This window comes from Rickettsiales bacterium (assembly GCA_025210695.1).
Taxonomy (GTDB): Bacteria; Pseudomonadota; Alphaproteobacteria; order Rickettsiales; family CANDYO01; genus CANDYO01.
Genome location: JAOARE010000043.1, coordinates 1 through 26,196, shown reverse-complemented (window position 1 = coordinate 26,196; position 26,196 = coordinate 1). Strand labels below are relative to the sequence as shown.

The 26,196-nt window shown below is 32.4% G+C and carries 23 protein-coding genes and 3 tRNA genes; 13 read left to right on the top strand and 13 right to left on the bottom strand.

Annotation, left to right across the window (positions count from 1 at the left end):
• Nucleotides 1–23: 23 nt before the first annotated feature.
• Entirely contained in the window at nucleotides 24–1,550 is a 1,527-nt protein-coding gene (locus N4A31_07080; protein MCT4635978.1) for a YifB family Mg chelatase-like AAA ATPase, read from the bottom strand.
• Between the two features lie 106 nt (nucleotides 1,551–1,656).
• The gene (locus N4A31_07075; protein MCT4635977.1) at nucleotides 1,657–3,183 is read right to left on the bottom strand and encodes a hypothetical protein; all 1,527 of its coding nucleotides are present in this window, start codon (nucleotides 3,181–3,183) and stop codon (nucleotides 1,657–1,659) included.
• Nucleotides 3,184–3,359: 176 nt separating this feature from the next.
• Here N4A31_07075 and hemF point away from each other — a divergent pair, with 176 nt between their 5' ends.
• A complete protein-coding gene (hemF, locus tag N4A31_07070) occupies nucleotides 3,360–4,166 on the top strand; it encodes an oxygen-dependent coproporphyrinogen oxidase (protein ID MCT4635976.1) in 807 nt (268 codons plus the stop codon).
• Between the two features lie 2 nt (nucleotides 4,167–4,168).
• Here the strand turns inward: hemF and N4A31_07065 are convergent, their stop codons facing one another.
• The 6 genes from N4A31_07065 to N4A31_07040 form a co-directional block, all read right to left on the bottom strand.
• On the bottom strand, nucleotides 4,169–6,076 hold the full coding sequence (locus tag N4A31_07065) for a ComEC family competence protein (GenBank protein ID MCT4635975.1): 1,908 nt from the start codon (nucleotides 6,074–6,076) through the stop codon (nucleotides 4,169–4,171).
• Between the two features lie 40 nt (nucleotides 6,077–6,116).
• Nucleotides 6,117–6,193, bottom strand: a tRNA-Met gene (locus tag N4A31_07060).
• 356 nt (nucleotides 6,194–6,549) lie between these two features.
• The gene (locus N4A31_07055; GenBank protein ID MCT4635974.1) at nucleotides 6,550–6,804 is read right to left on the bottom strand and encodes a hypothetical protein; all 255 of its coding nucleotides are present in this window, start codon (nucleotides 6,802–6,804) and stop codon (nucleotides 6,550–6,552) included.
• 62 nt (nucleotides 6,805–6,866) lie between these two features.
• Complete coding sequence (locus N4A31_07050; GenBank protein ID MCT4635973.1) at nucleotides 6,867–7,160, bottom strand: type II toxin-antitoxin system RelE/ParE family toxin; 294 nt, start codon at nucleotides 7,158–7,160, stop codon at nucleotides 6,867–6,869.
• Nucleotides 7,150–7,398 (bottom strand): type II toxin-antitoxin system Phd/YefM family antitoxin, encoded by a 249-nt coding sequence (locus N4A31_07045; protein MCT4635972.1) that lies wholly within the window; start codon nucleotides 7,396–7,398, stop codon nucleotides 7,150–7,152. The genes N4A31_07050 and N4A31_07045 overlap by 11 nt, the downstream gene beginning before the upstream one ends.
• A gap of 268 nt (nucleotides 7,399–7,666) precedes the next feature.
• Nucleotides 7,667–7,756: transfer RNA gene (locus N4A31_07040), tRNA-Ser, on the bottom strand.
• A 163-nt stretch (nucleotides 7,757–7,919) separates the two neighbouring features.
• On the opposite strand from N4A31_07040, the gene radA reads away from it, so the two are divergent.
• Genes radA through dacB form a run of 6 tightly spaced genes read left to right on the top strand, consistent with a single transcriptional unit; the run spans nucleotide 7,920 to nucleotide 15,354 of the window.
• Nucleotides 7,920–9,281, top strand: a complete 1,362-nt coding sequence (radA, locus tag N4A31_07035) for a DNA repair protein RadA (GenBank protein ID MCT4635971.1) — start codon at nucleotides 7,920–7,922, stop codon at nucleotides 9,279–9,281.
• A 3-nt stretch (nucleotides 9,282–9,284) separates the two neighbouring features.
• Nucleotides 9,285–11,198, top strand: a complete 1,914-nt coding sequence (locus N4A31_07030) for an LTA synthase family protein (GenBank protein MCT4635970.1) — start codon at nucleotides 9,285–9,287, stop codon at nucleotides 11,196–11,198.
• The gene (gene ubiA / locus N4A31_07025) at nucleotides 11,173–12,048 is read left to right on the top strand and encodes a 4-hydroxybenzoate octaprenyltransferase (protein ID MCT4635969.1); all 876 of its coding nucleotides are present in this window, start codon (nucleotides 11,173–11,175) and stop codon (nucleotides 12,046–12,048) included. The genes N4A31_07030 and ubiA overlap by 26 nt, the downstream gene beginning before the upstream one ends.
• Nucleotides 12,042–13,361: a M48 family metalloprotease gene (locus N4A31_07020; protein MCT4635968.1), complete on the top strand. Its 1,320-nt coding sequence runs from the start codon at nucleotides 12,042–12,044 to the stop codon at nucleotides 13,359–13,361. The genes ubiA and N4A31_07020 overlap by 7 nt, the downstream gene beginning before the upstream one ends.
• Before the next feature lie 23 nt (nucleotides 13,362–13,384).
• Nucleotides 13,385–13,978: a YqgE/AlgH family protein gene (locus N4A31_07015; protein ID MCT4635967.1), complete on the top strand. Its 594-nt coding sequence runs from the start codon at nucleotides 13,385–13,387 to the stop codon at nucleotides 13,976–13,978.
• Nucleotides 13,975–15,354: a D-alanyl-D-alanine carboxypeptidase/D-alanyl-D-alanine-endopeptidase gene (gene dacB / locus N4A31_07010; protein MCT4635966.1), complete on the top strand. Its 1,380-nt coding sequence runs from the start codon at nucleotides 13,975–13,977 to the stop codon at nucleotides 15,352–15,354. The genes N4A31_07015 and dacB overlap by 4 nt, the downstream gene beginning before the upstream one ends.
• Nucleotide 15,355: 1 nt before the next feature.
• Here the strand turns inward: dacB and N4A31_07005 are convergent, their stop codons facing one another.
• Nucleotides 15,356–16,225 carry a F0F1 ATP synthase subunit delta gene (locus N4A31_07005; GenBank protein ID MCT4635965.1) on the bottom strand — a complete coding sequence of 290 codons (870 nt, stop codon included), beginning with the start codon at nucleotides 16,223–16,225 and terminating at the stop codon, nucleotides 15,356–15,358.
• Nucleotides 16,226–16,468: 243 nt separating this feature from the next.
• On the opposite strand from N4A31_07005, the gene N4A31_07000 reads away from it, so the two are divergent.
• A tRNA-Ile gene (locus tag N4A31_07000) sits at nucleotides 16,469–16,545 on the top strand.
• 12 nt (nucleotides 16,546–16,557) lie between these two features.
• On the opposite strand, the gene N4A31_06995 is transcribed toward N4A31_07000, so the two are convergent.
• The 3 genes from N4A31_06995 to N4A31_06985 all read right to left on the bottom strand — a co-directional run bounded on the left by N4A31_06995 (nucleotide 16,558) and on the right by N4A31_06985 (nucleotide 19,529).
• Complete coding sequence (locus tag N4A31_06995) at nucleotides 16,558–17,040, bottom strand: TlpA family protein disulfide reductase (protein ID MCT4635964.1); 483 nt, start codon at nucleotides 17,038–17,040, stop codon at nucleotides 16,558–16,560.
• Nucleotides 17,027–18,991 (bottom strand): heme lyase CcmF/NrfE family subunit, encoded by a 1,965-nt coding sequence (locus N4A31_06990; protein ID MCT4635963.1) that lies wholly within the window; start codon nucleotides 18,989–18,991, stop codon nucleotides 17,027–17,029. The genes N4A31_06995 and N4A31_06990 overlap by 14 nt, the downstream gene beginning before the upstream one ends.
• 67 nt (nucleotides 18,992–19,058) lie before the next feature.
• Nucleotides 19,059–19,529, bottom strand: a complete 471-nt coding sequence (locus tag N4A31_06985; GenBank protein MCT4635962.1) for a hypothetical protein — start codon at nucleotides 19,527–19,529, stop codon at nucleotides 19,059–19,061.
• A 713-nt stretch (nucleotides 19,530–20,242) separates the two neighbouring features.
• On the opposite strand from N4A31_06985, the gene N4A31_06980 reads away from it, so the two are divergent.
• The 3 genes from N4A31_06980 to N4A31_06970 are packed head-to-tail and all read left to right on the top strand — an operon-like array spanning nucleotide 20,243 to nucleotide 23,113.
• On the top strand, nucleotides 20,243–21,388 hold the full coding sequence (locus N4A31_06980; protein ID MCT4635961.1) for a hypothetical protein: 1,146 nt from the start codon (nucleotides 20,243–20,245) through the stop codon (nucleotides 21,386–21,388).
• Between the two features lie 10 nt (nucleotides 21,389–21,398).
• Nucleotides 21,399–22,460 carry an AI-2E family transporter gene (locus N4A31_06975; protein ID MCT4635960.1) on the top strand — a complete coding sequence of 354 codons (1,062 nt, stop codon included), beginning with the start codon at nucleotides 21,399–21,401 and terminating at the stop codon, nucleotides 22,458–22,460.
• 2 nt (nucleotides 22,461–22,462) lie between these two features.
• Nucleotides 22,463–23,113, top strand: a complete 651-nt coding sequence (locus N4A31_06970) for a DnaA/Hda family protein (GenBank protein MCT4635959.1) — start codon at nucleotides 22,463–22,465, stop codon at nucleotides 23,111–23,113.
• Between the two features lie 3 nt (nucleotides 23,114–23,116).
• Here the strand turns inward: N4A31_06970 and N4A31_06965 are convergent, their stop codons facing one another.
• Nucleotides 23,117–25,018, bottom strand: a complete 1,902-nt coding sequence (locus N4A31_06965) for a SurA N-terminal domain-containing protein (protein MCT4635958.1) — start codon at nucleotides 25,016–25,018, stop codon at nucleotides 23,117–23,119.
• A gap of 164 nt (nucleotides 25,019–25,182) precedes the next feature.
• Between N4A31_06965 and tpiA the strand changes: the two genes are divergently transcribed.
• On the top strand, nucleotides 25,183–25,947 hold the full coding sequence (tpiA, locus tag N4A31_06960; GenBank protein MCT4635957.1) for a triose-phosphate isomerase: 765 nt from the start codon (nucleotides 25,183–25,185) through the stop codon (nucleotides 25,945–25,947).
• Between the two features lie 15 nt (nucleotides 25,948–25,962).
• On the top strand, nucleotides 25,963–26,196 hold a 234-nt coding region (gene secG, locus N4A31_06955), incomplete at its 3' end, for a preprotein translocase subunit SecG (GenBank protein MCT4635956.1).

Below are 26,196 nucleotides of genomic sequence, written 5' to 3'. Positions count from 1 at the left end.
TAGTCAAAGAAAATACTTGAATTTTATAATAGATTCTGTTTGTAGTGTTGTTTTCTATAGTTAAGTGCTTCTGATATATGTGCTTTGTTGATGTCTACTTCGCCAGCTAAGTCTGCTATTGATCTAGCAAGTTTTAAGATTCTATTATATCCACGCATTGATAGTTTCAATTTATCTGCTGCATTATTGAGGAGCGTTTTTGCTTCTGCCGTAGGTTCAGCAAATTCTTTGATTAGATTGCCATGTAACTCTGAATTATTTTTTATTCCATAATTTTTATACCTAGCTTCTTGTAGATCTCTAGACATTTGCACACGCTTTGCAATATTTTGAGAGCTTTCTGCCTCTTTACTATGGAGGATATCATCGATGGAGCTAGTATTAACCTCTAGATAAATATCAATGCGATCAAAAAATGGGCCTGATATTTTGCTTTGGTAATCTGTTCCACAACGTGGAGCTTTGTTGCATTCTCTTTCTCCATCTCCTAAAAATCCACAACGACATGGATTCATAGCAGCAATGAGCTGAAATTTAGCTGGGTAAGTTACATGATAATTAGCGCGTGAAATATTCACTTTTCCTTCTTCCAAAGGTTGACGAAGAGAATCTACCACTGCTCTTGGGAATTCAGGCAGTTCATCTAAGAATAATACTCCATTATGAGCAAGAGATATTTCACCAGGCATAACTCTTTTGTTTGCTCCTCCCCCCACCATGGCAGGCATAGAACAAGAATGATGTGGTGCTCTAAAAGGACGGGTGGTTTTTAAGTTACCATCGTTAATATCTCCAGCAATGCTGGAGATCATACTGCATTCTAATATTTCACCGGGTGTCATAGCTGGCAAAATACTTGGCATTCTTGCAGCGAGCATTGACTTTCCTGCTCCAGGCGCTCCGGCCATTAGCATATTATGTCCACCGCTGGCTGCAATCTCTAAAGCTCTTTTTGCAGTTTCTTGTCCTTTAACATCTTTTAAATCTAGCATATGTGAGAAAGGGGTTTTATTTTCAGTTATTTTTGGCTGAGCGATGCATTGCCTTTCTTTTAAATGATTAATCAATTGGATAATATTTGCAGCGGCAATTATATTGTTATTACCAGACCAGGCTGCTTCTTGGCCATTGGCTTCGGGGCATATTATTCCACAATTACGTTGATTAGCCCCGATAGCTGCGGGCAAAATTCCATTTACTGGAATTAATCCTCCATCTAATGCTAATTCTCCTAAGATAAGATAATCTTTCACTTCTTCAGATTTAATAACTCCCATATTGATGAGCAATCCAAGAGCAATTGGTAAATCGAAATGACTGCCTTCTTTTACTAAATCAGCAGGAGAGAGATTCACAATGATTCTTTGAGCCGGTAGCATTAATCCAATGGAATGAAGAGCGGCACGAATACGCTCTTTAGATTCAGCAATAGTTTTATCTGGAAGACCAACTAAAGAAAAAGCTGGCATGCCTGGAGAGAAATGAACTTGAACATTAACATCTACTGCTTCAATTCCATGAAAAGTAACTGTGTTTATATGCGCTACCATTGTTAGCATCCTTGCTATAGTATTTGTAGTAACCTCAAAATAGCTAGGCAATTTCTATTTGTAAATTATTATTATAGGTTTTGATAAATAAAGTTATTTGTGGTTGTTAAGAGCTATGGGAAGTTACTTCTGCAGAAATTTCGCCCAGGACTATAACAAGATGTCCTTCAGAATTGATATATGAGTGAATTTTAATTCCATCTATGGTAGTTAAATGACTTGGGTGTTGCCCTCTAACTAATCCATTCAGTCCTCTATGTTTACTGCTGGCTTCATCTCTAGAGGTGGTGTGGAAGTTAATATCAAAACTCCCCCCTTCAATATTAGTTGAGCCATTCAGGTTTTGATATGCTAAAATATTTCCTCTTTCTGTGTTCGTGCCAATGTCACGTGTGTCTGGGCCAAGAGCATCAATAATCATTTCTCCAATGCTAAGATTATTATCATCTTCTTCTGATAGTCCTCCGTATATTGCGGGAAATTCACTAAAGAGTTGAGATACCCAATGTTCAGGAATTTCCTGTTGATCTTCATTTTGTTGTGCTTGTTGCTGATTATATTCATCCAGCTCTTCTGGAGACATTTTACCTCCACCATCATCTTGATTATCTACTTCCTTCTTGTTCTCATCATTGCCGGTAAAGAATTTTTGTACATTTTTTCCAAAATGTTCAAAACCACCTTCTACATTATGGGCTGCATCTTTTATGGTTTTTCCTATACCCTCTATTCCATCTTGTATTCTTTCAGGAATATTCCTAGGGGCAACTCCATGAATGGGGTGTTCAGGATCAGCAATTCCTGTAGATCTTAAAATTCTTGCTATAGGGGGAGTGTCAACAATGTGTTCTAAGAACCAAGCAAGGTCATCCGTATAAGTAACAAAGAAGGTTTCGGCAAGATCTGCGGTTCTATAAATTCCAGCAAGCACATATAATCTATTTTGAGGGGTAAGAGAAATCCTAGTCATTCCCATATTCATAGCGGCGAATATTCCATGAGTTAGAAATTCTATAGTCCCTACAATAAAATTTTCTGTAAGCATTGCTACATATTCTATTCTTCTCATATTCCCAGTGTTTGGCATAGGGCATCTATCCATCGCATGATCATAAAGTTCATCGGCAGTGGTGACGGCTCTTGCAGCCACATCAGCAGCTACAAATCCTCTATTAACAAAGCGGTTTATTGCTGTTGCTCTTTGTCCTAGAATGGTTGTTGAGGTGAGTCTAATAATAGTACTAAATACTGCTAAAGTAGGAGCTACAGCATCTCCAATATTTTCAGCTATTTGATGTGATACTGGGTTATGACGACCATCAAAATCTGGTCTTCTTCCAAATATGGCATTGCAGAGAAAAGTTACCATACAAAATGCACTAAGCATTAAAACAGGAAACATAGTTGCATAATATAAATAATCAGTGCCTTCCTCCTCTGTTGGATAAGGATCAGAACTGGAGGATGCTACGCTTGCGCTATTAGAGCTTATGGGGAGATATCTTAGGGTTATAACAAGCGGCACAAAGGATATCATGCTAGGTAGATAGTCAGAAACTACTGAAGATGAAGGACGTTCACCTGGTTCTTCTTTTTCATCATCTTTTGCATTGTCTCCACCTTTCTCTTTCATACCCAACCTCTTTAATTGGAGTTTATATCTATCACTATAGGGTTAGTATTAAATCAGATAAGTTAATTAAAGATTAAGAAAAATGCTTGATAGGCGATTATGTTCTGTAAATTTTATTTAAACTCATATATTTTGAGGGCGTAATATTTAAAACCCCTAAACATAGGAGATACATTATGAATAAAAAAGAAAGATCAGAAGAATGGTTTACTTTTTTAAGAGATAGAATATGTACTAAGTTTGAAGAGATAGATGGAGAAGGAAAATTTGTTCAGAAGGTGTGGAAACGTGATGGCGGTGGCGGTGGCGTTATGTCTGTGATGAAGGGTAAAGTTTTTGAAAAAGTTGGGGTTAATGTTTCTACTGTGCATGGAGAATTTTCTCCCGAGTTTCGTAAAAACATTCCAGGGGCAGAAGAAGACCCAAGGTTTTTTGCTACAGGAATTTCGTTAGTTGCTCATATGCGTTCTCCATTAGTTCCCGCAGTGCATATGAATACTCGTTATATTGAGACCAGTAAAACTTGGTTTGGTGGTGGTGCTGATTTAAATCCCATGATTGAGAATGATGAAGATACTCGTAAGTTTCACCAGGAGTTTAAACAGGCTTGCGCTAAGCATAATCCTGAATATTATGAGAAATTTAAAAAATGGGCTGATGAATATTTCTTTATCAAGCATCGTAATGAAGCCAGAGGAGTTGGTGGAATTTTTTATGATTATATAAATAGCGGAAGTTTTGCAGCAGATTTTGCATTCACTAAAGATGTGGGGGAAGCATTCTTAAAGGTTTATCCTGAGATTGTACTAACACATAAAAATAAGCCATGGACAGAAGAGCAAAGAGAAATTCAACTTCGTAAAAGAGGAAGATATGCAGAGTTTAATCTTGTCTATGACAGAGGTACAAAATTTGGCTTTATGACAGGAGGAAACATTGAGGCAATTTTAATGTCTCTTCCTCCTGTAGCCAAGTGGGATTAATCTCATTTTAGATAAATGAATTCAGTACCTTGAGTTTTATGAATAACTGATTGTTCTTCGCCATCTTTAGTTGTTTTTATAGTCATAGTGCTGATATCTATATCTAGCTTATATGGATCTTTAACAAATACACAATTATTTTTTTGGCAATAAAGATTATTAGATTCTCCTTTTGGATAGCGCATAGCTTCTGCAGTGCCTAATTGGTTCATTAGTAATTTCTTTTTAAATTTGGCTAGTTGTTTTGTTAGAAATATTAAACGATTCTTGTCGTCTAAAACTGCAATTTTTTTGCTTTCCCAATCAACAAAAACATCTGGTTTGGTAACAAAAGATTGAAGCAAAATTCCTAAAGCTATAATCAATATTCCAAACATTCTAATTTTAGTTTTCCAAATACAAAACCATAATATACCAAGGGTTATAATAAGAATATTTGAATCAGTAAGTTTAGAAAAGACGCTAACCGAATGGGGCAAATTGGCAACATAATCAGCAATATTTAGCATTAACGTGATACCATATTGCATTGGGTATAAACTTAAAAACTCAAGATGGAATGGATAGAGCAAGAAGCTTAAAACAACGCAGGGCATTAACCAGAATGAAGTTATAGGCACGGCCAGTAAATTAGCTAAAATACTATAGTTAGATGATTGGCTAAAATGATATAAGGCAAATGGGGTGGTGGCAAGACCTGCAACTAGCGATGAAAAGCTGAGGCTTAAAAGGTAAAATAAAATCTTTTGAATAAAATTGAATTCAGAGAAATTGAATTTTAGTTTAGTAAAAAATTCATAGCAAGCAATTAAAGCCAGTACGGCTCCAAAGGACATTTGAAAACTAGGATGAATTATGTTTTCTGGGGAAATAATTAGAATAACCGTGGCAGCTAATGCTATGGCACGCATAGGATTTGAGGTTCTATCAAGTATTATTGAAATTATAATCATGCTGGTCATTATAAAAGACCTAACCGCCGCCACCTCCATTCCTGAAATAAGTAAATAAGCTAAGCTTCCAAATAAAGAGATGGTTGCGGCAATTTTTTTACAGTGAACTCTTAAAGCAATAGGTTCAAAGCAGTTTAATAACAGCCTGGAGCTAAAAAAGAAAATAGCTGCCACTAAGCTTAAATGCATCCCAGATACTGATAAGATATGGGCAAGGCCTGTAGCTCTTAAGTTTTGTAATACTTTTTTATCTATATTGCTATATTCATTAAGCATTAGAGCTGTAGCAATACTACCATTGTAACTGCCAATAGCTTCATTAACTCTGATCTGAATGTTATTTCTTAGAGTGTTTAATTTTCCTAAAATGGATTTTTTGTCTTCAGAAATTATCGTGAATGCGGATACACTATGACCAACAGCGCCAATTTTTTTAAAATAAGCATCTCTGGCAAAATTATAACTATTAGGTAAATAAGGCTGTCTAGGTTTACTAAGAATTGCCATTACTTTTGCTCTATCACCAATTTTTGCATTGTTTAATGGGGTGCGGAAGGTTAAACGAATTCTTTCAGGAGTTTTTTCTTTTTCTAAATTTCTTATTTTTAAATTACTCATTAAAACACGATGGCCATGATCAAGAGGGGTAATATTATCAATTCTTCCTCTTACAATGGAGAATTGATCATCAAATGGAACAATGGGTGAGTTAACCATTTTAAGCCTTAGAGTTATAGCTAATAAACCAATTAATATTGATAAAAAAGCAATTAAAATTATTCTAAGAATTAAAATAGGACAGAAGAATGCAGCTATGAGCAGAGAACAAAGTGGTAAACAAAGATAGAGAAGATTTATTGGAGTGGTGCTGAATCCTATTAAGATTCCTATTGCTATAAATATAGGAATCCAGCAGGGTAATTGTATTCTTTCTTCACTTAAAAAATTAGCTAACAATTACATCTCCAAGAGTTGAATCATTTGCTCCTTTTTATAGTGGTGGGCCCGGTAGGACTTGAACCTACGACTCCACCGTTATGAGCGGTGTGTTCTAACCAACTGAACTACAGGCCCTTTAGATTCAGTACAGATTTTATATAACCATAAGGAATATTTGTCTAGCAAAAAATGAACTAGAGTGTTATTTATTTTGTTTGGTTTATAAACTATAAGGAACATAGGGATCAGGGAGTGGCACTAAATAAAAGACAAGAAGATGGCGGAGTGTATGGCACTAAAAATAAATTTTCTTCACTTTAAAACATGAGGTTTTCTGAAGGGTGCGGAGCAGGTGGCTAGTTTGTAATGTAGTAGATCGTTAAGTGAATGTATACGCTTACAAACTCTAAAATTTCTCAATACTTGGTTATTTCACTCCAAGAATCAATTAGTTTAAGATTTTTATCCGCATACAAAGTAATTTTATACAGCTAAAACGGATGCAAAGAAAGATATGGTCGATAATAGCAATATATTGCGAATTGGGCTCCTTCAGGCATATGACCAGTAAGATCATTTTTAATTTTAATCCTACAGCTAGCTTTAGAATCCTGGAGAATATCTACCGCTTTATCTAAATCACTACCATTAACAAAAATATCTCTAATAACTACTTCGAATTTTTGTCCAGTATTATATGATTCGAATATGATTGGTCTCTTATCAAATATAGGTTGCGCAACCATTTTTATTACAATAAAACTATAATGATAAAAATAATATTTTTAATTTTCATTATTTTCTTTGTTTATATATTATCAATTCGTTTTCTTGCTAAATCATACACCAAGCTTTTATCTCTTTTAGCAACAGCAACGACTTGAACTGTGATTTTATCTTTTATTACCTTGTAAACTAATCGATAACCAGCATTTCTAAGTTTGATTTTATAACAATCATTCAAGCCAGACAACTTATCTTTTGAAATTACAGGATTTTCAAGGCGCTCTGCTAGTTTTTTCTTGAATTGCGCTTTAATTTGATGATCTAGATTTTCCCATTCTTTTAGAGCACTTTTAAGAAATGTAAGTTTATAAGTCATTTATATCAACTTCTATTTCTTGCTCTCCCGATCTTGTTTGAATTAATCTAATCAATTCTTCATCTTCAATTTTTTCTATTAAGGCTTCAAACATCGCTGGAGAAATACAGTAAAACGCAGGCTTATTTCGATTAAGAATAGCAAGCGGTTTACCTTGTGCTTGACTAACCACCTGCATGGGATGTTTTTTTAATTCTGATACACTAGCTATTAAATCTGATAGAACAACACTACTCATAATATTTTCTCATTTGATCTATTTTATAGCCTAAGAATAGCTCATTTAATTAGTTTTTTCAAGATGCATTTTCTAAAAAAGGTTTGCCTGATTTGGAGATTGGAGACTAAAAATGCCTTAAAATAGCGATGAGAATCAGTTAAACATAGGAGAAAAATAAGGTTTTATAGCAAAAACAGAAAAGTCAAAAGTTTAGCAATTCAGCGGGGTTGAGGCGGTTGAGCTTGCTAATAGTTAAGTTGCGGAGGCGTATATCAACTGTTAGTAGTGGCGGATAGAGTGGGATTCGAACCCACGGTACGCGTGAACGTACGCCGGTTTTCAAGACCGGATCCTTAAACCGCTCGGACATCTATCCGAGATTATGTTTACCATACTCATAAAAAAGGTCAAGATAATTTTTTATAAATGTTGTTATTTTATATGATTAACTAAACTATCTTGTAAAGTTCAATTGACTAGATTTATACATTTATCTACAATGCTTGTTAATTTATACTGCGTATATTTAAATTAATTTTATGAGTAAAATTAAAACCTGTTATATTTGTCAAAGCTGTGGAGCAGTTCATAATAAATGGGCTGGTAGATGTGAAGATTGTGGAGACTGGAACAGTTTGCAAGAAGAGGTCGTAAATAAGTTTAACAAAAAATCTCAAGCTTCTAATCCAGATAGTCAATTGTCATTTCAAGCGTTGTCTGCTGATGTTAATGAATATAGCCGCATTCCAACTGCGTTGTCTGAGTTAGATAGAGTTCTTGGTGGAGGCTTGGTAAAAGGTTCAGCTATTTTAATAGGTGGCGACCCGGGTATTGGAAAATCTACATTATTACTGCAATTAGTTTCTCAATTGGGAAAAAATAATTTAAACTGCGCTTATGTTTCAGGGGAAGAGTCGAGTGAACAAATTAAGTTAAGAGCCAGGCGTTTAGGGCTTTCTGAGTCTCCAGTAAAACTATTGTCAGCCACTAATGTTCATGATGTTTTAGGGTTAATTAACCAAGATGATAAATTAGACTTGGTAGTGATTGATTCAATACAAACTATGTATGCTAATGAATTTAATTCAGCTCCAGGTACAGTTTCTCAGGTGAAAGCTTGTTCTCATGAGTTGGTAAATTTTGCTAAATCAAAAGGTGTTATTGTTCTAATAGTTGGTCATGTTACCAAAGATGGTCAACTTGCTGGACCAAAAGTTTTAGAGCATATGGTGGATACGGTGCTTTATTTTGAAGGAGAGAGAGGACATCATTTTAGAATACTTAGAGCTGTAAAAAATCGCTTTGGTGGTATCAATGAAATTGGTGTTTTTGAAATGCAGGAATCAGGACTCAAAGAAGTTCTTAACCCTTCAGAACTGTTTTTATCTCCGTCAGATAGAAAAGCTAGTGGTTCTAGTGTTTTGGCCGGTATCGAAGGAACTAGACCAATGTTGGTTGAGGTGCAGGCTCTTATAGCTCCGTCATATATTCCAACTCCTAGAAGATCGGTAGTTGGTTGGGATTTAAATAGATTATCAATGATTATTGCTGTTCTTAGTGTTCGATATGGGTTGAACTTATATGATAAAGAAGTATATCTAAATATTGTTGGTGGACTTAGAATTAATGAGCCCGCAGCGGATCTTGCTGTTGCTTGTGCATTGCTTTCTTCTTCACTTAATGTGCCTAATCCTAATAATTCAATAATTTTTGGTGAGATCGGTTTGTCAGGAGAGATTCGTAAAGTTAGTCATGCTGAAACCAGACTAAAAGAAGCTGTTAAATTGGGTTTTACTTCTGCCATAGTGCCGTTTGGTACTAAGTTTAAACATAGTAAAATGCAGCTGCATGAAATAGGTCACATTAAACAATTGGCCGATTTTTACTCAAAGAGACAATAAAATATGTTAAAAATTTTAAATAGCCTTGCTAATTCAACAATTTTAATTCTATTTTTGGCTTTTAATGCATTAAGTAGGTTGGTTTTATTATCATTTGCCCTTTATGAAGGTCAGGTAGATTTTAATATTTTAGACTTCTTGCAAGTGATGGGGTTGGGAGTAATTAATGATCTTGTGGCTGCTTTTTATATCTTAGCTCCGTTAGCTTTTTTGGCTTTGTTGGTTCCTAAGAATAAGAGCAAGATACTTAAATCAATTACATATTGTTTTTATTTTTTTGTAGTCTTAGCGTTAGGATTCCTAATTATATCTGAATTTACTTTTTGGCTTGAGTTCAGCACTAGATTTAATTTTATAGCTGTTGATTACTTAGTTTATACGCATGAAGTAATTGGTAATATTACTCAATCATATCCAGTGCCATTAATATTGTCTTTGTTGTTCTTTAGCGCAGTGATTATTTATTATAACCTTCATTCTAGAATAAGATCTGACTTAGAAGCTCTACTTAGTTTTAGAGAAAAACTTGTTTTATTAGTGAGTCTTTCTTGTATAGTTACTTTAAGTTTTTCTTTCTATAACCCTAAGATTACAGATGTTAAAGAGAATAACTACTTAAATGAATTGAGTAAAAACGGTTTGTATAATTTATTTTCAGCCTTTAGAAATAATTCTATAGATTATTTGAGTTTCTATTCAACTCGCGATCAAGACTTAGCTTTTAAAGAGTTATCTAATTATATTACCTTGAAGGATCAAGAGCTTATAGAACCTAAGTTATTAGAAAGACATATTGAAGCTAAGGGGCCACAGAAAAACTATAATGTGGTATTAATTACTATTGAGAGCTTAAGCTCTGAATTTTTAACTAACTTAGTTAATGATAAGTCTATCACCCCAGTTATAAATGACTTGATAGAAAAGTCTCTTTATTTTGATCGTTTCTATGCTACTGGTACTAGGACAATTAGAGGGTTGGAAGCAATTACTTTATCCATACCTCCTATGCCTGGGCAGTCTATGGTTAGACGTCCTAATAATGAGAATTTATTTTCTATAGCAACTGTGCTAAATAAAGAAAATTATGCACTTAAATTTATTTATGGGGGATATGGATATTTTGATAATATGAACCAATTTTTTTCTAAGAATGGTTTTAAGATTTGGGATAGAAGTAATATTCCTTCAGAGGAAATTAGTTTTGAGAATATTTGGGGAATCTCGGATGAGGACCTTTATTTACAAGTTATAAAACAAGCGGACCAATCATATTTAAATAAGGAGAAGTTTTTCTCACTTGTTATGACCACTTCAAATCATCGCCCTTATACTTATCCTGAAGGAAAAATTGATATACCATCTAAAACTGGTAGGCATGGTGGAGTTAAATACACAGATTATGCATTAGGAGAATTTTTTAAGATTGCCAAAGGCAAGCCTTGGTTTGATAGTACTATATTTGTGGTTGTTGCTGATCATTGTGCCGGGAGTGCTGGAAAAACGGCTCTTCCTCCAGAGAAGTATAGAATTCCCTTGTTTATTTATGCGCCTAAAATAATCTCTCCTGGGGTTGTATCAAAAGTTGCCGGTCAAATTGATATTGCTCCAACTATTTTAGCTTTGTTGAATATTGAATATGATAGTAGGTTTTTTGGTAATGATATTTTAAGTAAAACTTATCAAAATTCTTTTATTTCTACTTTTCAGAAGTTAGGATATATTGAAAACAATAAATTAGTTGTTTTATCTCCTGGAAAGATTGAAAACACTTATAAATTATTAGATAATGATAGGATAGAAGCGACTAGTCCAGATAAAGCGTTAATAAATCGGGCGATAAATTACTATCAATCTGCTTATTATTTATATCAGAATGGGATGTTGAAACAGGATGTTAAAATCAATAAGGACGATTAAACCATATTTAGAATTGATGAGATTGCATCAACCTGTTGGTATTCTATTGCTTTTATGGCCTTGCTTGATTAGTTTAAGCTTAGCTACAGACGGTCACATTAATAACTATCCAGAATTAATTATTATTTTTGTTGTTGGTAGTATTATTATGCGTTCTGCGGGATGTATTTTTAATGATCTTGTTGATCGTAATTTTGATAGAGAAGTGTTAAGGACTAAAAATAGACCTATAACTAGTGGTACAATTAGCTCCAAGAACGCTATAAAACTATTAGCTGCTTTATTGACTTTAGCTTTAGTGCTTTTGTTATTTTTAAATGGTCTTGCTGTAATGATTGGTTTTTTATCAGTTCCATTAATTGCATTATATCCTTTTTGTAAAAGATTTACTTATTGGCCTCAGTTATGTTTGGGGATCACTTTTAATTTAGGCGTTCTAATGGCTTGGGCTTCTGTGAAGGAAAGTATTAGTTTCTCTGCTGTTTTATTATATATAGGATTTATTTTTTGGACATTAGGATACGATACTATTTATGCACATCAAGATAAAGATGATGACTTAAAACTTGGTCTTAAGTCTAGTGCTATCAAGTTAGGAAAGAAAACAACTAAGTATTTGAATTTCTTTTATACCATTTTTATAACTTTAGCTATATTTGCTTTTGGAATATTAGGTGTAAAAACGTATTTTTATGTGTTTATGACTTTTCCTGTTATACTTTTATTTTGGCAAGTTAATACTATTGATGTTGACGATAGAGAAAATTGTGCTAGAAGGTTTAAGATCAATGTTATTGTAGGTGGCTTAATATTTCTTGCTTCTACGACAATTGGAGTTAATTGGTGGTAAGGAATTTTTTATTATCAATAGTATTATTCTTTTCTAGTTTTGCGTTTGCAGGCAATAATAATATACAAATAATAAGTGATGCAGAGATAGAAAATAATCTTAAGTCTTTTATGGAGCCATTAGTTAGAGCTGCTAAATTAAACCCAAAAAAGATTAATATTCATATCGTTGCGGATCCAACACTTAATGCTTTTGTTACTAATGGCACAGAAATGTTTATTAATTCTGGCTTAATTATTAAGTTTGCTTATGACCCGAATGTACTTTATGGAGTAATGGCGCATGAGATAGCTCATATCTACGCTGGTCATCTTGTTAGGATGCGTGGTGATTATGAAAATATGTCTAAAATTGCTATGGGTGGAGCTGCACTAGGTTTAGCTTTGGCACTTGCTGGTGCTCCTGAGGCAGGAACCACTATGAGTTTGGGTACTATGCAGGCTGCGGAGAGAGGGATGCTTTCTTATTCACGTGAACATGAAACAGAAGCAGATAAAATAGCTATAGATCTTCTTTATAAGACTCATAATAATGGTGAGGGTTTAATTGAGTTTTTTCAATATATGAACCAAAGAGAAAGATCTATTAGCCCTGATCCGTATGCTAGAACGCATCCTTTGAATAATGATAGAATAGCTAGTATTAACAACTCAATTAAATCAAAACTAGGTAAGTTTGGAGATAATATTACTCCTGATATAAGGTTTAAGTTTAAACGTATGGCAGTTAAGCTGAATGCTTTTTTATCTAGCCCTAGTGAAGTGATAAACAAATATAAGCATAATAAATATGGTTTATCTATCGGGTATTTTCGTTTAGGAAAATTTAAAGAAGCTATTAATTTATTAGATCAAGTTATTAAATTAGAGCCTAATGATCCATACCTTTGGGAATTGAAGGGGCAATTTTATTTTGAAAATGGCAAATTCGATGATGCTGTTAAATATTATCAGAAAGCATTAAATGCTCTACCAAACGATAACTTGATAAGAATAGAAACAGCGACAGCTAAAATAAACTTAGCTAAGGGGCCTAAAGATTATCAGTTGCTAAATTCTTCAACCAAGTTGTTAAAGCAGGTGCTTATAGATAAACCAAGAGATTTAGCAGCTCATTTTATGCTTTCTAGAGCATATGGAGAGTTAGGAGATAAAACAAAAGCAATATCTGCTTTAGCAGATTATTATTTTTATCAGGGAGCTTACCAAAAAAGTCAGACTCTAGCTAATAAGGTAATTAAAATGAGCTCTCCAACAAGTAGAGAATATATAAGAGCTAGTGATATTATTGAATATACAAAGAATATACAGTGAGATGTTTTTTAAGGAGCATAAAATTGTCAGAATATCAAATAATTGAACCAGGTGATATCATCATTAGTAGTCCTTATGCGGATACTGGAATAATATTTAGTAAGTCGGTTATTTACATTGTTTCGCATGATCACACAGGCACTTCTGGAGTTATTATTAATAAGGTTTTAAATAAAGTAGATAGCCAAACCATAACAAAGGTTCTTAATTTAGAAAACCAAGATCATAAAATTATTGGTAGTTTGCCCGTGTATTTTGGAGGTCCTGTGGAACAAGAGAAGGGAATTTTGTTACATAGCTCTGACTATAATAAAAACTCTTTGAAATGTGGGGATGAAGAAATTCTAATTAATATTGATACAGAAGTTTTTCAAGATATTGTATCGGGTGTGGGGCCCCTTCATAACATGTTTGTTTTAGGACATACTTCTTGGGCTCCTAACCAGTTATTAGCTGAAATAAAACGAGATGATTGGCTTTTGCCAGTAAATAATCTTAGTAAAAGAGAGATTTATGAACTAGTTTTCCTGGAGGAATATCATTCTAGATGGAGTAAGGCTCTAGGGATGACAGGAATAACTCTGAGTAATTATAGTAATTTAGCGGGAAATGCATGATAAGAATATTAAAATATATTTTTATTTTATTGCCCTTTTTTTCTCAGGCAGAAAGTAAGATAGATAAAGTTTTAGAGAAAAATAAAGATTTTATTCGTAAGATAAGTCTTACTATGCAAATAAAAGATCTGCAAACAGAGGAAGAAATATATTCTATAAGTCCTGATCGTTTAATGATTCCTGCTAGTACTACAAAATCATTTACTTCTTATGCAGCCTTAGAATATTTAGGCCCCGAATTTAAGTATAGTACTCAAATTTTATTTGATAAATCTAAAGTAGACTCTAAAGGGGTATTATCTGATGATTTATATATTAGGTTTTTAGGTGATCCTAGTCTTACAAAAAAAGAGTTTTTTAAGTTAATGGATGGATTGAAGAAGCATAATATTAAAGTTATACAGGGCAATCTAATAATAGATGATTATATATTTGACCAAGAATACCAGGCAGAAGGTTGGCCTTGGGATGACAGTAAGTTTTGTTTTGCAGCTCCTACAAGTGCTATTACTATCAATGGTAATTGTTTTTTTCTTAATCTTTCTCCTTCCAAGAATATTGATGGAATTGCTAAGTTAACCGGTTCATCATTTGCCAAAACTGTAAATAATAAGATTGTAACGAAAAAGGATAGAAGTTGTAGTCCCGAATTATTTGTGCATCCAGATAATAGTTATGATCTCACTGGTTGTATAGATTATGGATCAGAATATATTCCTTTAAGGATAGCTTATCAGGATCCCCGTTTAATGATAAAAAGAATGATAAAGCAAGGTGTAAAAGATCAAAATATTATAGTTAAGGGAGGAATTGTTTTTAAAATTACTCCTTCTAAATATAAGCCAGTTTTAGAAGATACATCAGTTAATATGTCAGAACTTTTAAAGACAGTTATGAAAGATTCTAATAATGTATATACTGATAATATTGCAAAAACTATAGGGGCTAAATATTATAACACTCAAGGTAATTTTTCTAATGCTACTAAGGCAATATCCAAATTAACTGATAACAAAGAAATAGTTATAAAAGATGGTTCAGGAGGTTCGAGGTATAACCTAATATCTTCTAATCATTTGGTGGATTTATTTGTTAAGGCCCATAGAAACAAAAAAGTTTGGCCATATTTTTATGAATCTCTGGCTATATCTGGGCTTGATGGTTCTTTAAAGGAAAGATTTATTGATACTCCAGCTTTAATTGGAAAGATTAGAGCGAAGACAGGATATATGGGAGGAGTAACAGCTTTAGCTGGATATCTAGAAAAAGATAATGGCCAGATATTGGTGTTTTCTATAATGATTAATGGTTCTACTGATAGAAAAAGAGGTGATAAAATTATGGAAGAAATTTTATATTCAATTGATTCTAACTAATTCATCTTCCTCTACCATTAAGTTGGATGTTTACATTATGTTTTATTCTGGGTGGTGCACCTCTACCAAGGTTGTGATTATTAATTAATCTTTCAAGCTCATTATGAGGTGATTTGTTAAAAATATTTATCATTTCTTGTGCTCGGATTTTAGGGTCATTTAGTTTTCTTTTATAATCCTCTTTTTGTACTCTATCTAGGATTACAGCTGCTTCAACAAGTTTCTTTGTGTGGAGGAAATATTTTCTTACAGCAGTGAAAGCTAGGCGTGCATAAGCTCTTGCTATCTTATTTTTAGAAGATCTTTTATCTGCTAATACTTTAACAAAATTCTTTCCTGCTCTACTATTAATTGCTTCAAAAGCAGCGCCGATTAATTTACGATTTGTAAATATTTTTACTACTTTCCTATTTTCCTTTTTAAGAAATGTTTTTAGTTCTGAGTTAAGGTTCTCTAATGAGTTAGGGTCTTTGCTTAAGTGATCCTTCAAGGATGCCTTTAAACCTTCAGGAGTTTCTGGAGAAGTTATATTGTTTATTAATTCTTGGAATTCTTTGTGTTCTTTTTTGTCTCTTCTAACACTAGGGGTCATTTGTTCTAGTTTTTCAAAAACTCCAGCTTCTTTTAGTTTTTGTATACTCTTAAATAAATCATCTATGTTTGTTTTTTCTATTGCATATAACAAATTTGATTTGTTTCGTCGTAATTCTTTAAATAAGTTTCTAGTGGTTTTTGCAAGACATGTTGCTCCCTCTTTTATAAGTTCGAGGTCTTCTTTTGTAAATTTTAAGAATTTTGTTGCCGCCTCTCTAGCAATGTTGAGTCTATCGGTGTCCATGTTTTGGACCTCTTCTTTTATAGATTTTTTCATTGAACTAGGGTCTTGTGCTAATTTTATGAATCTAGTATTAATATTCTCATCTTTCATGGCAATAATTAGTTTTATTATTTATTATATTATTAAATAATAGTTGAGTTTTGTTTGGATATCTAGTTAAATTCTTCTTGTTCAACAATAACTAAGGAAAATTGCCTTGCAATCTTATTAAGAATTGTAATGAATAAAGCTTGACAAAGGTGGTTCAATCTAATAAATTTCAATTTCCCAGATTATGGGTCTGTAGCTCAGGTGGTTAGAGCGCACGCCTGATAAGCGTGAGGTCGATGGTTCAACTCCATCCAGACCCACCAGTCTTTAGTCTTCTAAAGCTTCATATTTGGTATTACATTATCTTCAACTTCTTGTTTCTCTAAGATGTCTGTGTAATGAAATACCACCACTCCTTCAGGATTAATTATTATGGTTTCAGGAATATTTCGTATTTTGAGCATTCTAGTGATAATGTGGTCTTTATCTATAGCGATATAATCATATAGAGGATTACTTTTTGGTTTCTTATTTCCAATAGTTACACTAATAAGAACTGCTTCAGTATTTTCTTTTATTTTATTTAATAATGGATAGTCATTTTGGCAGGATTCACACCAAGGGGCAACAAGGTGAAGTAGACAAAATTTTCCTTTTAAATCTTTTAAGTCTAATTTTTGACCTGAATTTAGGGTAAGTTCTAGTTGAGATAACTTATAAACATAATCTTTAGAATTATATGATAACTTTATACTATAGCATAAAGTTAAGAAAACAATTATGAATCCTAGTAATGGAATATAATTAATTAGGCGCATTTTTTTTGCTTTTTTGAGTTGATAATAGTGACATTCCACAAATAAATAAAACACCAAAAATCATCCACATCCAGGATATTATAGGTTTGAAGTATAGTTTAATTATAACATCTGCATCTTTGGTAACTTCACTTATTACAGCATATAAATCATAAAAGAAAGTATGGTAAATACTAGCTTCTGAGGTTTGAGTTTTTTCAACAGGGTAATAGCGTATTTCAGGTTTTAAAGTTATTATTTTTTTGCTATGTTTTTCTACATCTAAAACAACTCTGCCTGCTAAATAATTATTTACGGCAATGTTTTCTTTTTTATTGTAATGAATATCAAAATTAACAAATTGAGTTTGTTCGCTCTCTTTCATATTTATCAATTTTTCTAGAGAATTAGTTTCAATGAATGATATGTTCATCGCCAGTAGCCCGGTTGCTAAATGAATTCCCCATATTAAATAAAATTTTAAAGTTATTGGCGAAGCGAGCCTTTGATAAAACCAGAATCCCATTCTAGTAACTACTAATGCTCCACTAAAAAAGGCTATAGTGGAAATTATGCTGGGAGTGTTAATGGAGTAGTAATAGAAACATACTGATATTAAAGCGGCTGGCCCCAAAGAATAAGTAAAATGAAGATAATGTATAGGTAATATTTTTTGCCAAGAACTAGGGAGAGTTAAGGCTAGTAATAATATAATAGGTATTAAAAGAGGAATGAATGATTTTTCAAAGAAGCTACGATCAATGCTAATTTTTTCTCCAGTGTAAACTTCTATAAGTAGTGGATATATTAGAGATAGCACAATAACACATGTTGCGATAACCCAAAAGATATTTGCTAGATTGATTCCTCCAAAACGAGATAACCAGTTATGGTTTTTATAAGAATTAAAGTGCTGTCCATAAATTGCAAATAATCCTAGTGAGAATACAGAATAACAAAATAATAATCCTAAAATAAAGACTCCACGATTGGTATCATTAGCGAAGGAATGGACTGAAGTCACAATGCCTGAGCGAACTAGAAATGTTGTTAATACTGTTAGAAGAAAAGTAAAAATTGATAGAAGAATTGTCCATTTATAATTTGTATCTAGTTTTCTAGAGGCATATATAGAGTGAATTAATGCTGTTGAAGTGAGCCATGGTAAAATCGAAGCATTTTCTACTGGATCCCAGAACCAATATCCTCCCCAGCCTAATTCTCTATATGCCCACCATCCTCCTAAGGTCACCCCAAGAGTTAAAAAACACCAGGATATTAAGGTCCATTTTTGCATTATTTCTAACATAGGAGATGATAATTTTTTTTGAATTAAAGCAGCAATAACAATTGTAAAAGCGATTATAGTGGTTACATAGCCTATGTATAAAATAGGGGGATGTATTGCTAAACCAATGTCTTGAAGCAAGGGATTAAAGCCAGCTCCTTGTTCTGGAATTGGGGTTATTTTCACAAAAGGGTTGGATTTTAGTATAGTATAAGCTAGTAAACTACTGGTTATAATAATTTGAATTGAAGAAATCCAGATCTTGTTTTTATCTGATAGTTTATGTTGAGTGGAAATAAAATTTACTAAGCTTAATAGAAATATCCATAAAATCATTGAGCCTTCATGATTGCTCCATACTCCAGAAAATTTGTAAATAAGAGGAATTGCTTGATGAGAATTACGAAAGACATTATATAGTGAGAAGTCTGAGTTTACATAGGCGTAGATTAAGGATATAAACGCAAAGGTGATTAATATAAACTGAATAAGAATTACATTATCTAGAAGTTTTCTAAATTTGGACTCTCCTAGGGGTTTTATCCATATTAATCCAAGAGGAACTAATGCTCCCAATAAAATGGACAATACAACGCCTAATTGTGCTAAATTGCTATACATGTTTTTAGTTTTAAGGCTTTTTAATATATAACGAAGATTAGCAGCTAAGCTCTGTTTTAACAAGATGAATTTAAAATGGCCTTAAGAAGGATTGGTTTGTTAAGGCCATTTATATAAATAAGAAAAAAAATTATTCTTCGACGCAAATTGGGTCACCCCAATCTCCGCTAAATTCGGAGATCCGGTCTCCACTATCATTATTATTCATTGCACGTTCAAGCAAATAGTTTCCAACGGCTACGAAGGATTCAGCCGGGATTTTGTCTGCTATGATATCTTTATCATCGTTGTCATCTTGGTTATAGCTTGCTGCTATTGCAGTTGCCCCCAAAAATCCTTTAACATAAGAATGTGCGGTTTTAGTTGCAGCCGCTACAATTGTAGATAAGCCAGAAATTGGGTTAGGAGTGCCACTGTCATCGTGAGTATAAAATTTATATGATCTATAGTATGTTGCTCCAAGTATAATAAAGCTTGCAGCTGCGTAGATATATGGAGAATAATTATGTTGATAGATATTATTGAATGTGAGTTTTGGTAGATCAGGTGTTGGTGATGTCATTGTTTGATCTCCAGGATAAGACTCTTGCGTATTCTCCATAACATCATTATACCCTGTATCATCAGATGTGTCTGTAGTGGAGTTTCTTTCTCGATTTTCTGTTAATAACTGTATTATTTCTGAATTTCCACTAGTTTCTGCCCAAAATAAAGCGGGGACCCCAGCAATTTTGGTGCTTGTATCAAGATTTTTTCATCCAATAAGAATAGCACAGTATCAACTTGATTATTTAAAACAGTTTCTCTCAATATCATTGCTTGCTGTTTTTCTGTGGTAGGGATTTTATTCCATAAGAAATCTAAAATATGGTTGTTACCAAATTCAGCTGCTTTTTCTAAGAAGCTTAACCCATTTTTGCTGTGAAAAAGATTCTCAGGAGTTACTCGATTAATTTCGTGTTGTTCTGTTCGATAGCAATAGTAATTTCTTCGTACAATATTTCAAGGGTATTCAATTTGTTTTTTACCATTTATAGCTCCTTTGAGTAATTAAAACCAAACAAAATATCTAAATATAGATTGTGTTGATCTAATAAAGATCAGGATGCCAATATATATTTACTGTTATATCAACTATCAATTAACAAATTAACTGAAAAGTGACTGTTGTTGTGTTTTAAGAAACTTCGTAACTTAAATACTTCTGTATAAATAAAATGAGCTATTTTTAGATTAGTCGATCTTTGAAAAATCTTGCCTTGGCGATGTGCTTCTTTTATAATCAAATGGTTAATAATTTTTTAAGTAAAATAAATGATCATACGATTTATCTTAGGTTTAGTTTTGTTTGCTAGTGTTCACGCTGGAGCAAATGAAGTTTATGTTATTAAAAATATCAAAATATCTTCAAGTAATAAAAGTGCTAGCATCGCCCGTAATCAGGCTATAGAAGGTGGCCAAATGAAAGCTTTTAGAAGTTTAGTTAAATTGCATTACCCTGAGGCAGAAGATAAAATAAGTACAATGGACAGGGATGATATTTTTAGTTTAGTTAAAAGTTATGAATTATCTGATGAGAAACGCTCTGCTACTAATTATTATGCAAGGCTTAAAGTAATATTTAGTCGTCCCCATGTTGACAAGTTTATGAAGAGTTTAGGTGTTAGTTTTTTAGGGAATTTATCAAATAATAAATCATCTTATAAAAATGAGGGTGTTAATTCATCTCCAGTGATAACCACTAAATCACTGTCTCCTACTTTGACCACTCTTGTGATTCCTGTGTTTGTTCAGGGAGATAAAGATTATTGGCTTGAAGATGATAATCCGTGGTTAGATATCTGGCGAGAGCATGAATTAAATAGCAAGTTTGTATTGCCTTTAGTAGATATTGAAGATCTTAGAATTATTAATAAAAATATTTTAGGCAAAAATTTAATTGATTTGTCTCCTCTCCTTGAAAAATATAATGTTAATAATATAGCTCTATATAATTTAGAGGATATACAGGATGGGCAAAGTCATCGAATTTCTTTTAAAGTAAATTATATAAATAAATATCACTATTCATGGCAAACCCATTACTTTACTGATGATTCGGGATCTAATATATCTCAGTTGATCAATACTGCTTATGATAGGGCCCAGAAGTTTAATTTTGACGATAAGAAGGTTTCTAATAATTTTATACTTGTGCCTCCACAAGTTATAACGGTGGATTTTCCAGTTGATAGGATTGATGATTGGATTAATTTGCAAAATATCTTAAAAACAATAACTTATATTAGCGATGTTAAGCTAGAAAAAATGAATATTCAGAATTATCATTTCTCCTTTACCTCTAAAGTGTCGGTAGATGATTTAAAAATTTTGTTTGAAAGACATGGATTTAGTCTTATAGATAAAAGTAAGGATAGTTTTATCTTAACTAAATCTTCATTTGGTGGATATACTTATTAGGTAGGAGGGTATGAAAGATAATATAAAGCTTGTTTCATTCATAATGCTTATTGGTTTAGTGTTATTCTTCTTTTTTTCTATTGGAGCCATTCTCGCTCCTTTTATTATTAGTATAATCATTGCATATTTACTTGATCCATTAACTAAAAAACTTGAGAAAAGGGGATTAAAAAGAAAATGGACAGTTTCTATAATAGTTGGAGTTTTCTCCATTGTTATGATAGTAGGAATTGTTCAATTAGTGCCAATTTTGTTTAAGCAAATTCATCAATTTATTATTGCAATTCCGAAATATGAAGAATATATGTCTAATAATGTTTTGAGTGTGGTTGCAGAATTTTTAGAAGGCATAGACCCAGATTTAAGTGGGCGTTTCCAAGAACAATTAAATAGTTTGTCTAGCAGGTTTTTTGAATATGTTGTAGTGGTAATTCGAAATATACTGAATTCCAGTATGGCAATATTGAATATTATTATTCTAGCATTATGTACTCCTGTTTTAGTATTTTATTTATTGCGCGATTGGCCTTCGTTTGTTAAATCAACTCATAGTCTGCTTCCTCTTTTATATAAAAAAAGTATTATTATTCAGTTAAAACAAATGGATAAAGTGTTGTCTGCGTATGTTAGAGGGCAAATAAATGTGTGTTTGATATTATCTTTATTTTATATCATTGGTTTAAGTATAGTGGGTTTAGATTATGCTTTATTAATAGGAATCATTATCGGAACATTAACTATTATTCCTTATTTGGGGGTGGCTTTAGGGTTTATTATATGTATCATGGTTGCATTATTGCAGTTTTCTGATATGTTCTACGTTTTTCTAACTATGATAATCTTTGTAGTAGGGCATATACTTGAGAGTTCTATTATTACTCCTAGGCTTATTGGTAGCAAAGTTGGTTTGCACCCAGTATGGATAATTTTTGCTTTAATGTCTGGCGGAGTTTTGTTTGGTTTCTGGGGGATGTTTTTTGCTATTCCAGTGGCCGCTGTGTTAGGAGTATTACTAAAAGGTTTATTAAAATTTTATTTTGCTAGTAATTTATATAGACAGAAAGGCGAATAATTGTGAAGCAGTTATGTTTAGACTTTCCTATAAATGCCAGATATTTTACAGAAGATTTTTTCATTAGCAAGGCTAATAAAAAAGCTTTTGAAATGTTACAACAATGGCCTAATTGGGGAAATGGTGTTTATGCTAATATAATTCTTGTTTATGGAGAGCATGGCAGTGGAAAAACTCACCTTTCTTATATATGGCAAAAATCTTCTGGAGCAAAGAGATTAAGTAAAAATGATTTACATAATTTTTACTTTGATAATGAATCTTTAATCCTAGAAGATATAGAAAATATAAACCAAGAGTCTTTATTGCATTTAATTAACGTAGTTCGAGAGAATCGACAATATCTTCTGCTTAACTCTAGTATCCCTCCAGCTAGTCTTAATATAACTTTAGCTGATTTACGTTCTAGGCTTTTATCTATCCCTTCGGTTTCAATAGAGTCGCCAGATACAGAGCTATTAAAAGCAGTACTTCTAAAACATTTATCTGATCGTAATTTGCAGATTAATTCTGTTGCGGTGGATTATATAATTCCTCGTATTGAAAGATCTTTTACTAAACTAATAAGTTTAATAAATAAATTAGAGTCTTTTAGTAGAATTAGTAAAAGACCTGTTACTATTCCTTTGATTAAAGAGGCTTTAATTAATTAGTTCTTATTGTGAATCATAACTATTAATAATATCAAAATAAATTCTTACATTATATTTTTTCTTTAGATAATTCATGTATTGATCATAAATTTCATTTTTATAGTTAACCTCGCTTATGTTTCCAATTTGACCATAAATATTTTGATCTAACTTATTAGAAGTGATGTTCTCAACTGATGCTATGGCGTATTTAGCATTATCTATTTTTTCTGGAAGAGATGGCTTTTTCAGCTCTAGTTGGAATAATTTATTTACAAAATCTTCTGGAAGGTTGTTGGTTCCAATCGAAGGTCGTACTAATTCTTCTGTTTTTAAAGTAATTACAGCTTCATCAATAAAATCTATTTCATATTTATTGTAGATTGGCTTTAATAACTCTTGAACTAGTTTATTATCTAGCTGGTATTTATTGTTTTTTTCTAATATTATTGAGTTAAAGTTCTCAGATAATTTGGTACTTATTTCTAAGGTTATTTCGTCTTTTAACTGAGAAAGATATCTAGTTTTTGCTTGTTCCCTTGCTTCTTCAAAATTTTGTGTTCTTTCGGGAAAAATTTTAGTAACTTTTACAACTGCATATCCTGAAGGATCAAGCATAGTTACCTCCGATTCTTCCATTTCAGGGGTATTGAATGCTAGACTTAATATAGCAGAGTTAATGTTGCTAATAGAGTCCTTTTCATCAAGGGAGATTTCTTCCACTTCTCCTGCCTGAATATTATTTGTTTGAGCAATGTCTTTAAAGTTAGCACCTGAAGCTATATCATCTTCAACAGTTTTTACTAAGTCATTCATTTCTATTTCAGCAAGTTTATATAAAAGATTTTCTCTAAGTTCATTTTTTGCTTCATCAAAGCTTTTATATTGTTTATGGTTGATTTTTAGAATTTTAAAAACATGCCATCCAAGTTCTGATTTTATAGGGGGGGTGCTATCGTTTTCTCCTAAGTTAAATAGAGATAAGTCTAAGCTACTTAAAAAACTCTGCGCTGGTTGGTTGCTGAAGGTTTCGGCTATAACTTTTTTTCCAATAAAATTCTTTGCAACTGTCTCAGGGGAGGTTCCCGACTTTATTTCTTTTGAGATCTGATTTGCAATTTCTTGAGAGGGGGCTAAGAAGTGATAAAAATCTCTGGTTTCAGCTAAGCTATATTCTTCTTTATTTTCTTCATATTCTTTTAGTAACTCATCTTCGCTAATTTTAAATTCTTTCTTTATATATTGAGGATCTATTAGTAAATAGCTAAAGCTACGAAGTTCCTTTGTTTTAAATGAGTTTTTATTATTTTGATAATAATTATCTAAGTTTTGTTCGGAAAAATGTTTTATGTTCTTTCTGGACATATCAACAGTAAGCAAAGAAATAGTTCTTTTTTCTGATAGGTAATTAGTTAAGTAATCACTTAAAGTAGCTTTGAGAGGAAGGTTAACTATTAATGAGTCTAGTAAAAATCTAGACGCAATTTGATTTGATACTATACTTAATAACTTGTCTTCAGATATATTATTGTATTCTAGAGTTTTTTTGTAGTTTTCTAAATCAAAAATACCGTTATTATAAAAGTTACTATCCTCTTCAATGTATTTAACGATTATTTCTGGTGCTATTTTAATCCCCATTTTTTCATATTCTTGTTTTATCAAGTTTTGGGTAATTAATTTCATCATAACACTATAATTTATTAGTTCTTTCTGGCTTTTTGTAGTGTCGGATAAGTTACCATTTGTTTGTTGTCTAGATTGTAAAAAATCGCTAAGAAAAATTTTGTTATTTCCAACTGTAGCAACGGTACTAGCATTATTTCGTGAAAAGTCTCCTAGTCCTATTGCAAAAATAAAGGCAAGCAATACGAATAAGATCTTAAATACATAACTGTGAGCCGATTTACGAATTTTTTTTAGCATAGCAACCTAAATTTAGTATCAATAAATATTTGAAATGAGCGTAATAATTGTTTATACATAAATAGGTTATACCTAACTAACTTAGTGATGTCAATTTTTGCAGGTGAAAAAATAGATATAGTGTTATATGATCGGAAATATAAAACTAAGCGAATGGAATTGATATGAAAAATAATAATAAGCCGTTAATAGTTGCTAATTGGAAAATGAATAAAATCAGTTCTTCAGCGGAAGAATTCTTAAGAGATTTTCTATCACATGGTATTTCCTATAATCAACTTGTTATTTGCCCTCCTTTTACTTTACTAGGAATTTTAAGTAAAAAATTAAGAGCTAGCTTAATTCAACTTGGTGCACAAGATTGTTCAAGTTTCTCTTCTGAGGGTGGAGCTTTTACAGGAGATGTAAGTTCTAGTATGCTTATTGATAGTGGGTGCAGTTATGTGATTGTCGGGCATTCAGAAAGACGTAAACAGCATTTAGAAACCAATCAAATTATAAAGCAGAAAATTTATAATGCTCATAAGGTGGGGTTAAAGGCTATTTTATGTGTAGGAGAAAGTTTGGAATTAAGGGAATCTGGGGATTATAAGCAAGACATAGGTGAAACTTTAGAGGAGTGTTTGCCTGATTCTATTACAACACAAAATACAATTATTGCTTATGAACCAATATGGGCCATAGGTACTGGGAAAACTGCCAGTGTTGAGCAAATAAAGGAGATGCATGAGTTTTTGAGCTTAAAGAGTAAAGAAATTTTTATAAAGTCTTCACAAACATTTGAACAAAATGTAAAAATAATATATGGTGGTTCAGTGAATGAAGAAAATTCTGCGTCTATATTGTCAATACCTTGTGTATCGGGATTGTTGATTGGTGGTGCAAGTTTGAGTTCAGAAAAACTCTATAAAATTATCCAAAATATATAATAATAAAGGATGAATATGCAATTAATATTTTTAGTGATTCAAGTTATTTTAGCTGTGGCTATTATTGGAGCAATTCTTTTGCAGAAAAATGGTGGAGATGGTCTAGGTAGTTTAGGTGGTGGAAGTGGAATTAGTGGACATAGCATCATTAGCGGGCGTACTTCAGCTAACTTTCTTACTAAGGCAACTGCTTTTCTTATGGGGTGTTTTAAGATTAATTGTCTGATTTTAGGAAATATGGCTGTTCGT

What these genes read in the sequence shown, in the direction of transcription:
- N4A31_07080 (MCT4635978.1), bottom strand. Translation starts at nt 1,550, where the DNA reads ATGGTAGCGCATATAAACACAGTTACTTTTCATGGAATTGAAGCAGTA.
- N4A31_07075 (MCT4635977.1), bottom strand. Translation starts at nt 3,183, where the DNA reads ATGAAAGAGAAAGGTGGAGACAATGCAAAAGATGATGAAAAAGAAGAA.
- hemF (MCT4635976.1), top strand. Translation starts at nt 3,360, where the DNA reads ATGAATAAAAAAGAAAGATCAGAAGAATGGTTTACTTTTTTAAGAGAT.
- N4A31_07055 (MCT4635974.1), bottom strand. Translation starts at nt 6,804, where the DNA reads ATGGTTGCGCAACCTATATTTGATAAGAGACCAATCATATTCGAATCA.
- N4A31_07050 (MCT4635973.1), bottom strand. Translation starts at nt 7,160, where the DNA reads ATGACTTATAAACTTACATTTCTTAAAAGTGCTCTAAAAGAATGGGAA.
- N4A31_07045 (MCT4635972.1), bottom strand. Translation starts at nt 7,398, where the DNA reads ATGAGTAGTGTTGTTCTATCAGATTTAATAGCTAGTGTATCAGAATTA.
- radA (MCT4635971.1), top strand. Translation starts at nt 7,920, where the DNA reads ATGAGTAAAATTAAAACCTGTTATATTTGTCAAAGCTGTGGAGCAGTT.
- N4A31_07030 (MCT4635970.1), top strand. Translation starts at nt 9,285, where the DNA reads ATGTTAAAAATTTTAAATAGCCTTGCTAATTCAACAATTTTAATTCTA.
- ubiA (MCT4635969.1), top strand. Translation starts at nt 11,173, where the DNA reads ATGTTAAAATCAATAAGGACGATTAAACCATATTTAGAATTGATGAGA.
- dacB (MCT4635966.1), top strand. Translation starts at nt 13,975, where the DNA reads ATGATAAGAATATTAAAATATATTTTTATTTTATTGCCCTTTTTTTCT.
- N4A31_07005 (MCT4635965.1), bottom strand. Translation starts at nt 16,225, where the DNA reads ATGAAAAAATCTATAAAAGAAGAGGTCCAAAACATGGACACCGATAGA.
- N4A31_06995 (MCT4635964.1), bottom strand. Translation starts at nt 17,040, where the DNA reads ATGCGCCTAATTAATTATATTCCATTACTAGGATTCATAATTGTTTTC.
- N4A31_06985 (MCT4635962.1), bottom strand. Translation starts at nt 19,529, where the DNA reads ATGGAGAATACGCAAGAGTCTTATCCTGGAGATCAAACAATGACATCA.
- N4A31_06980 (MCT4635961.1), top strand. Translation starts at nt 20,243, where the DNA reads ATGATCATACGATTTATCTTAGGTTTAGTTTTGTTTGCTAGTGTTCAC.
- N4A31_06975 (MCT4635960.1), top strand. Translation starts at nt 21,399, where the DNA reads ATGAAAGATAATATAAAGCTTGTTTCATTCATAATGCTTATTGGTTTA.
- N4A31_06965 (MCT4635958.1), bottom strand. Translation starts at nt 25,018, where the DNA reads ATGCTAAAAAAAATTCGTAAATCGGCTCACAGTTATGTATTTAAGATC.
- tpiA (MCT4635957.1), top strand. Translation starts at nt 25,183, where the DNA reads ATGAAAAATAATAATAAGCCGTTAATAGTTGCTAATTGGAAAATGAAT.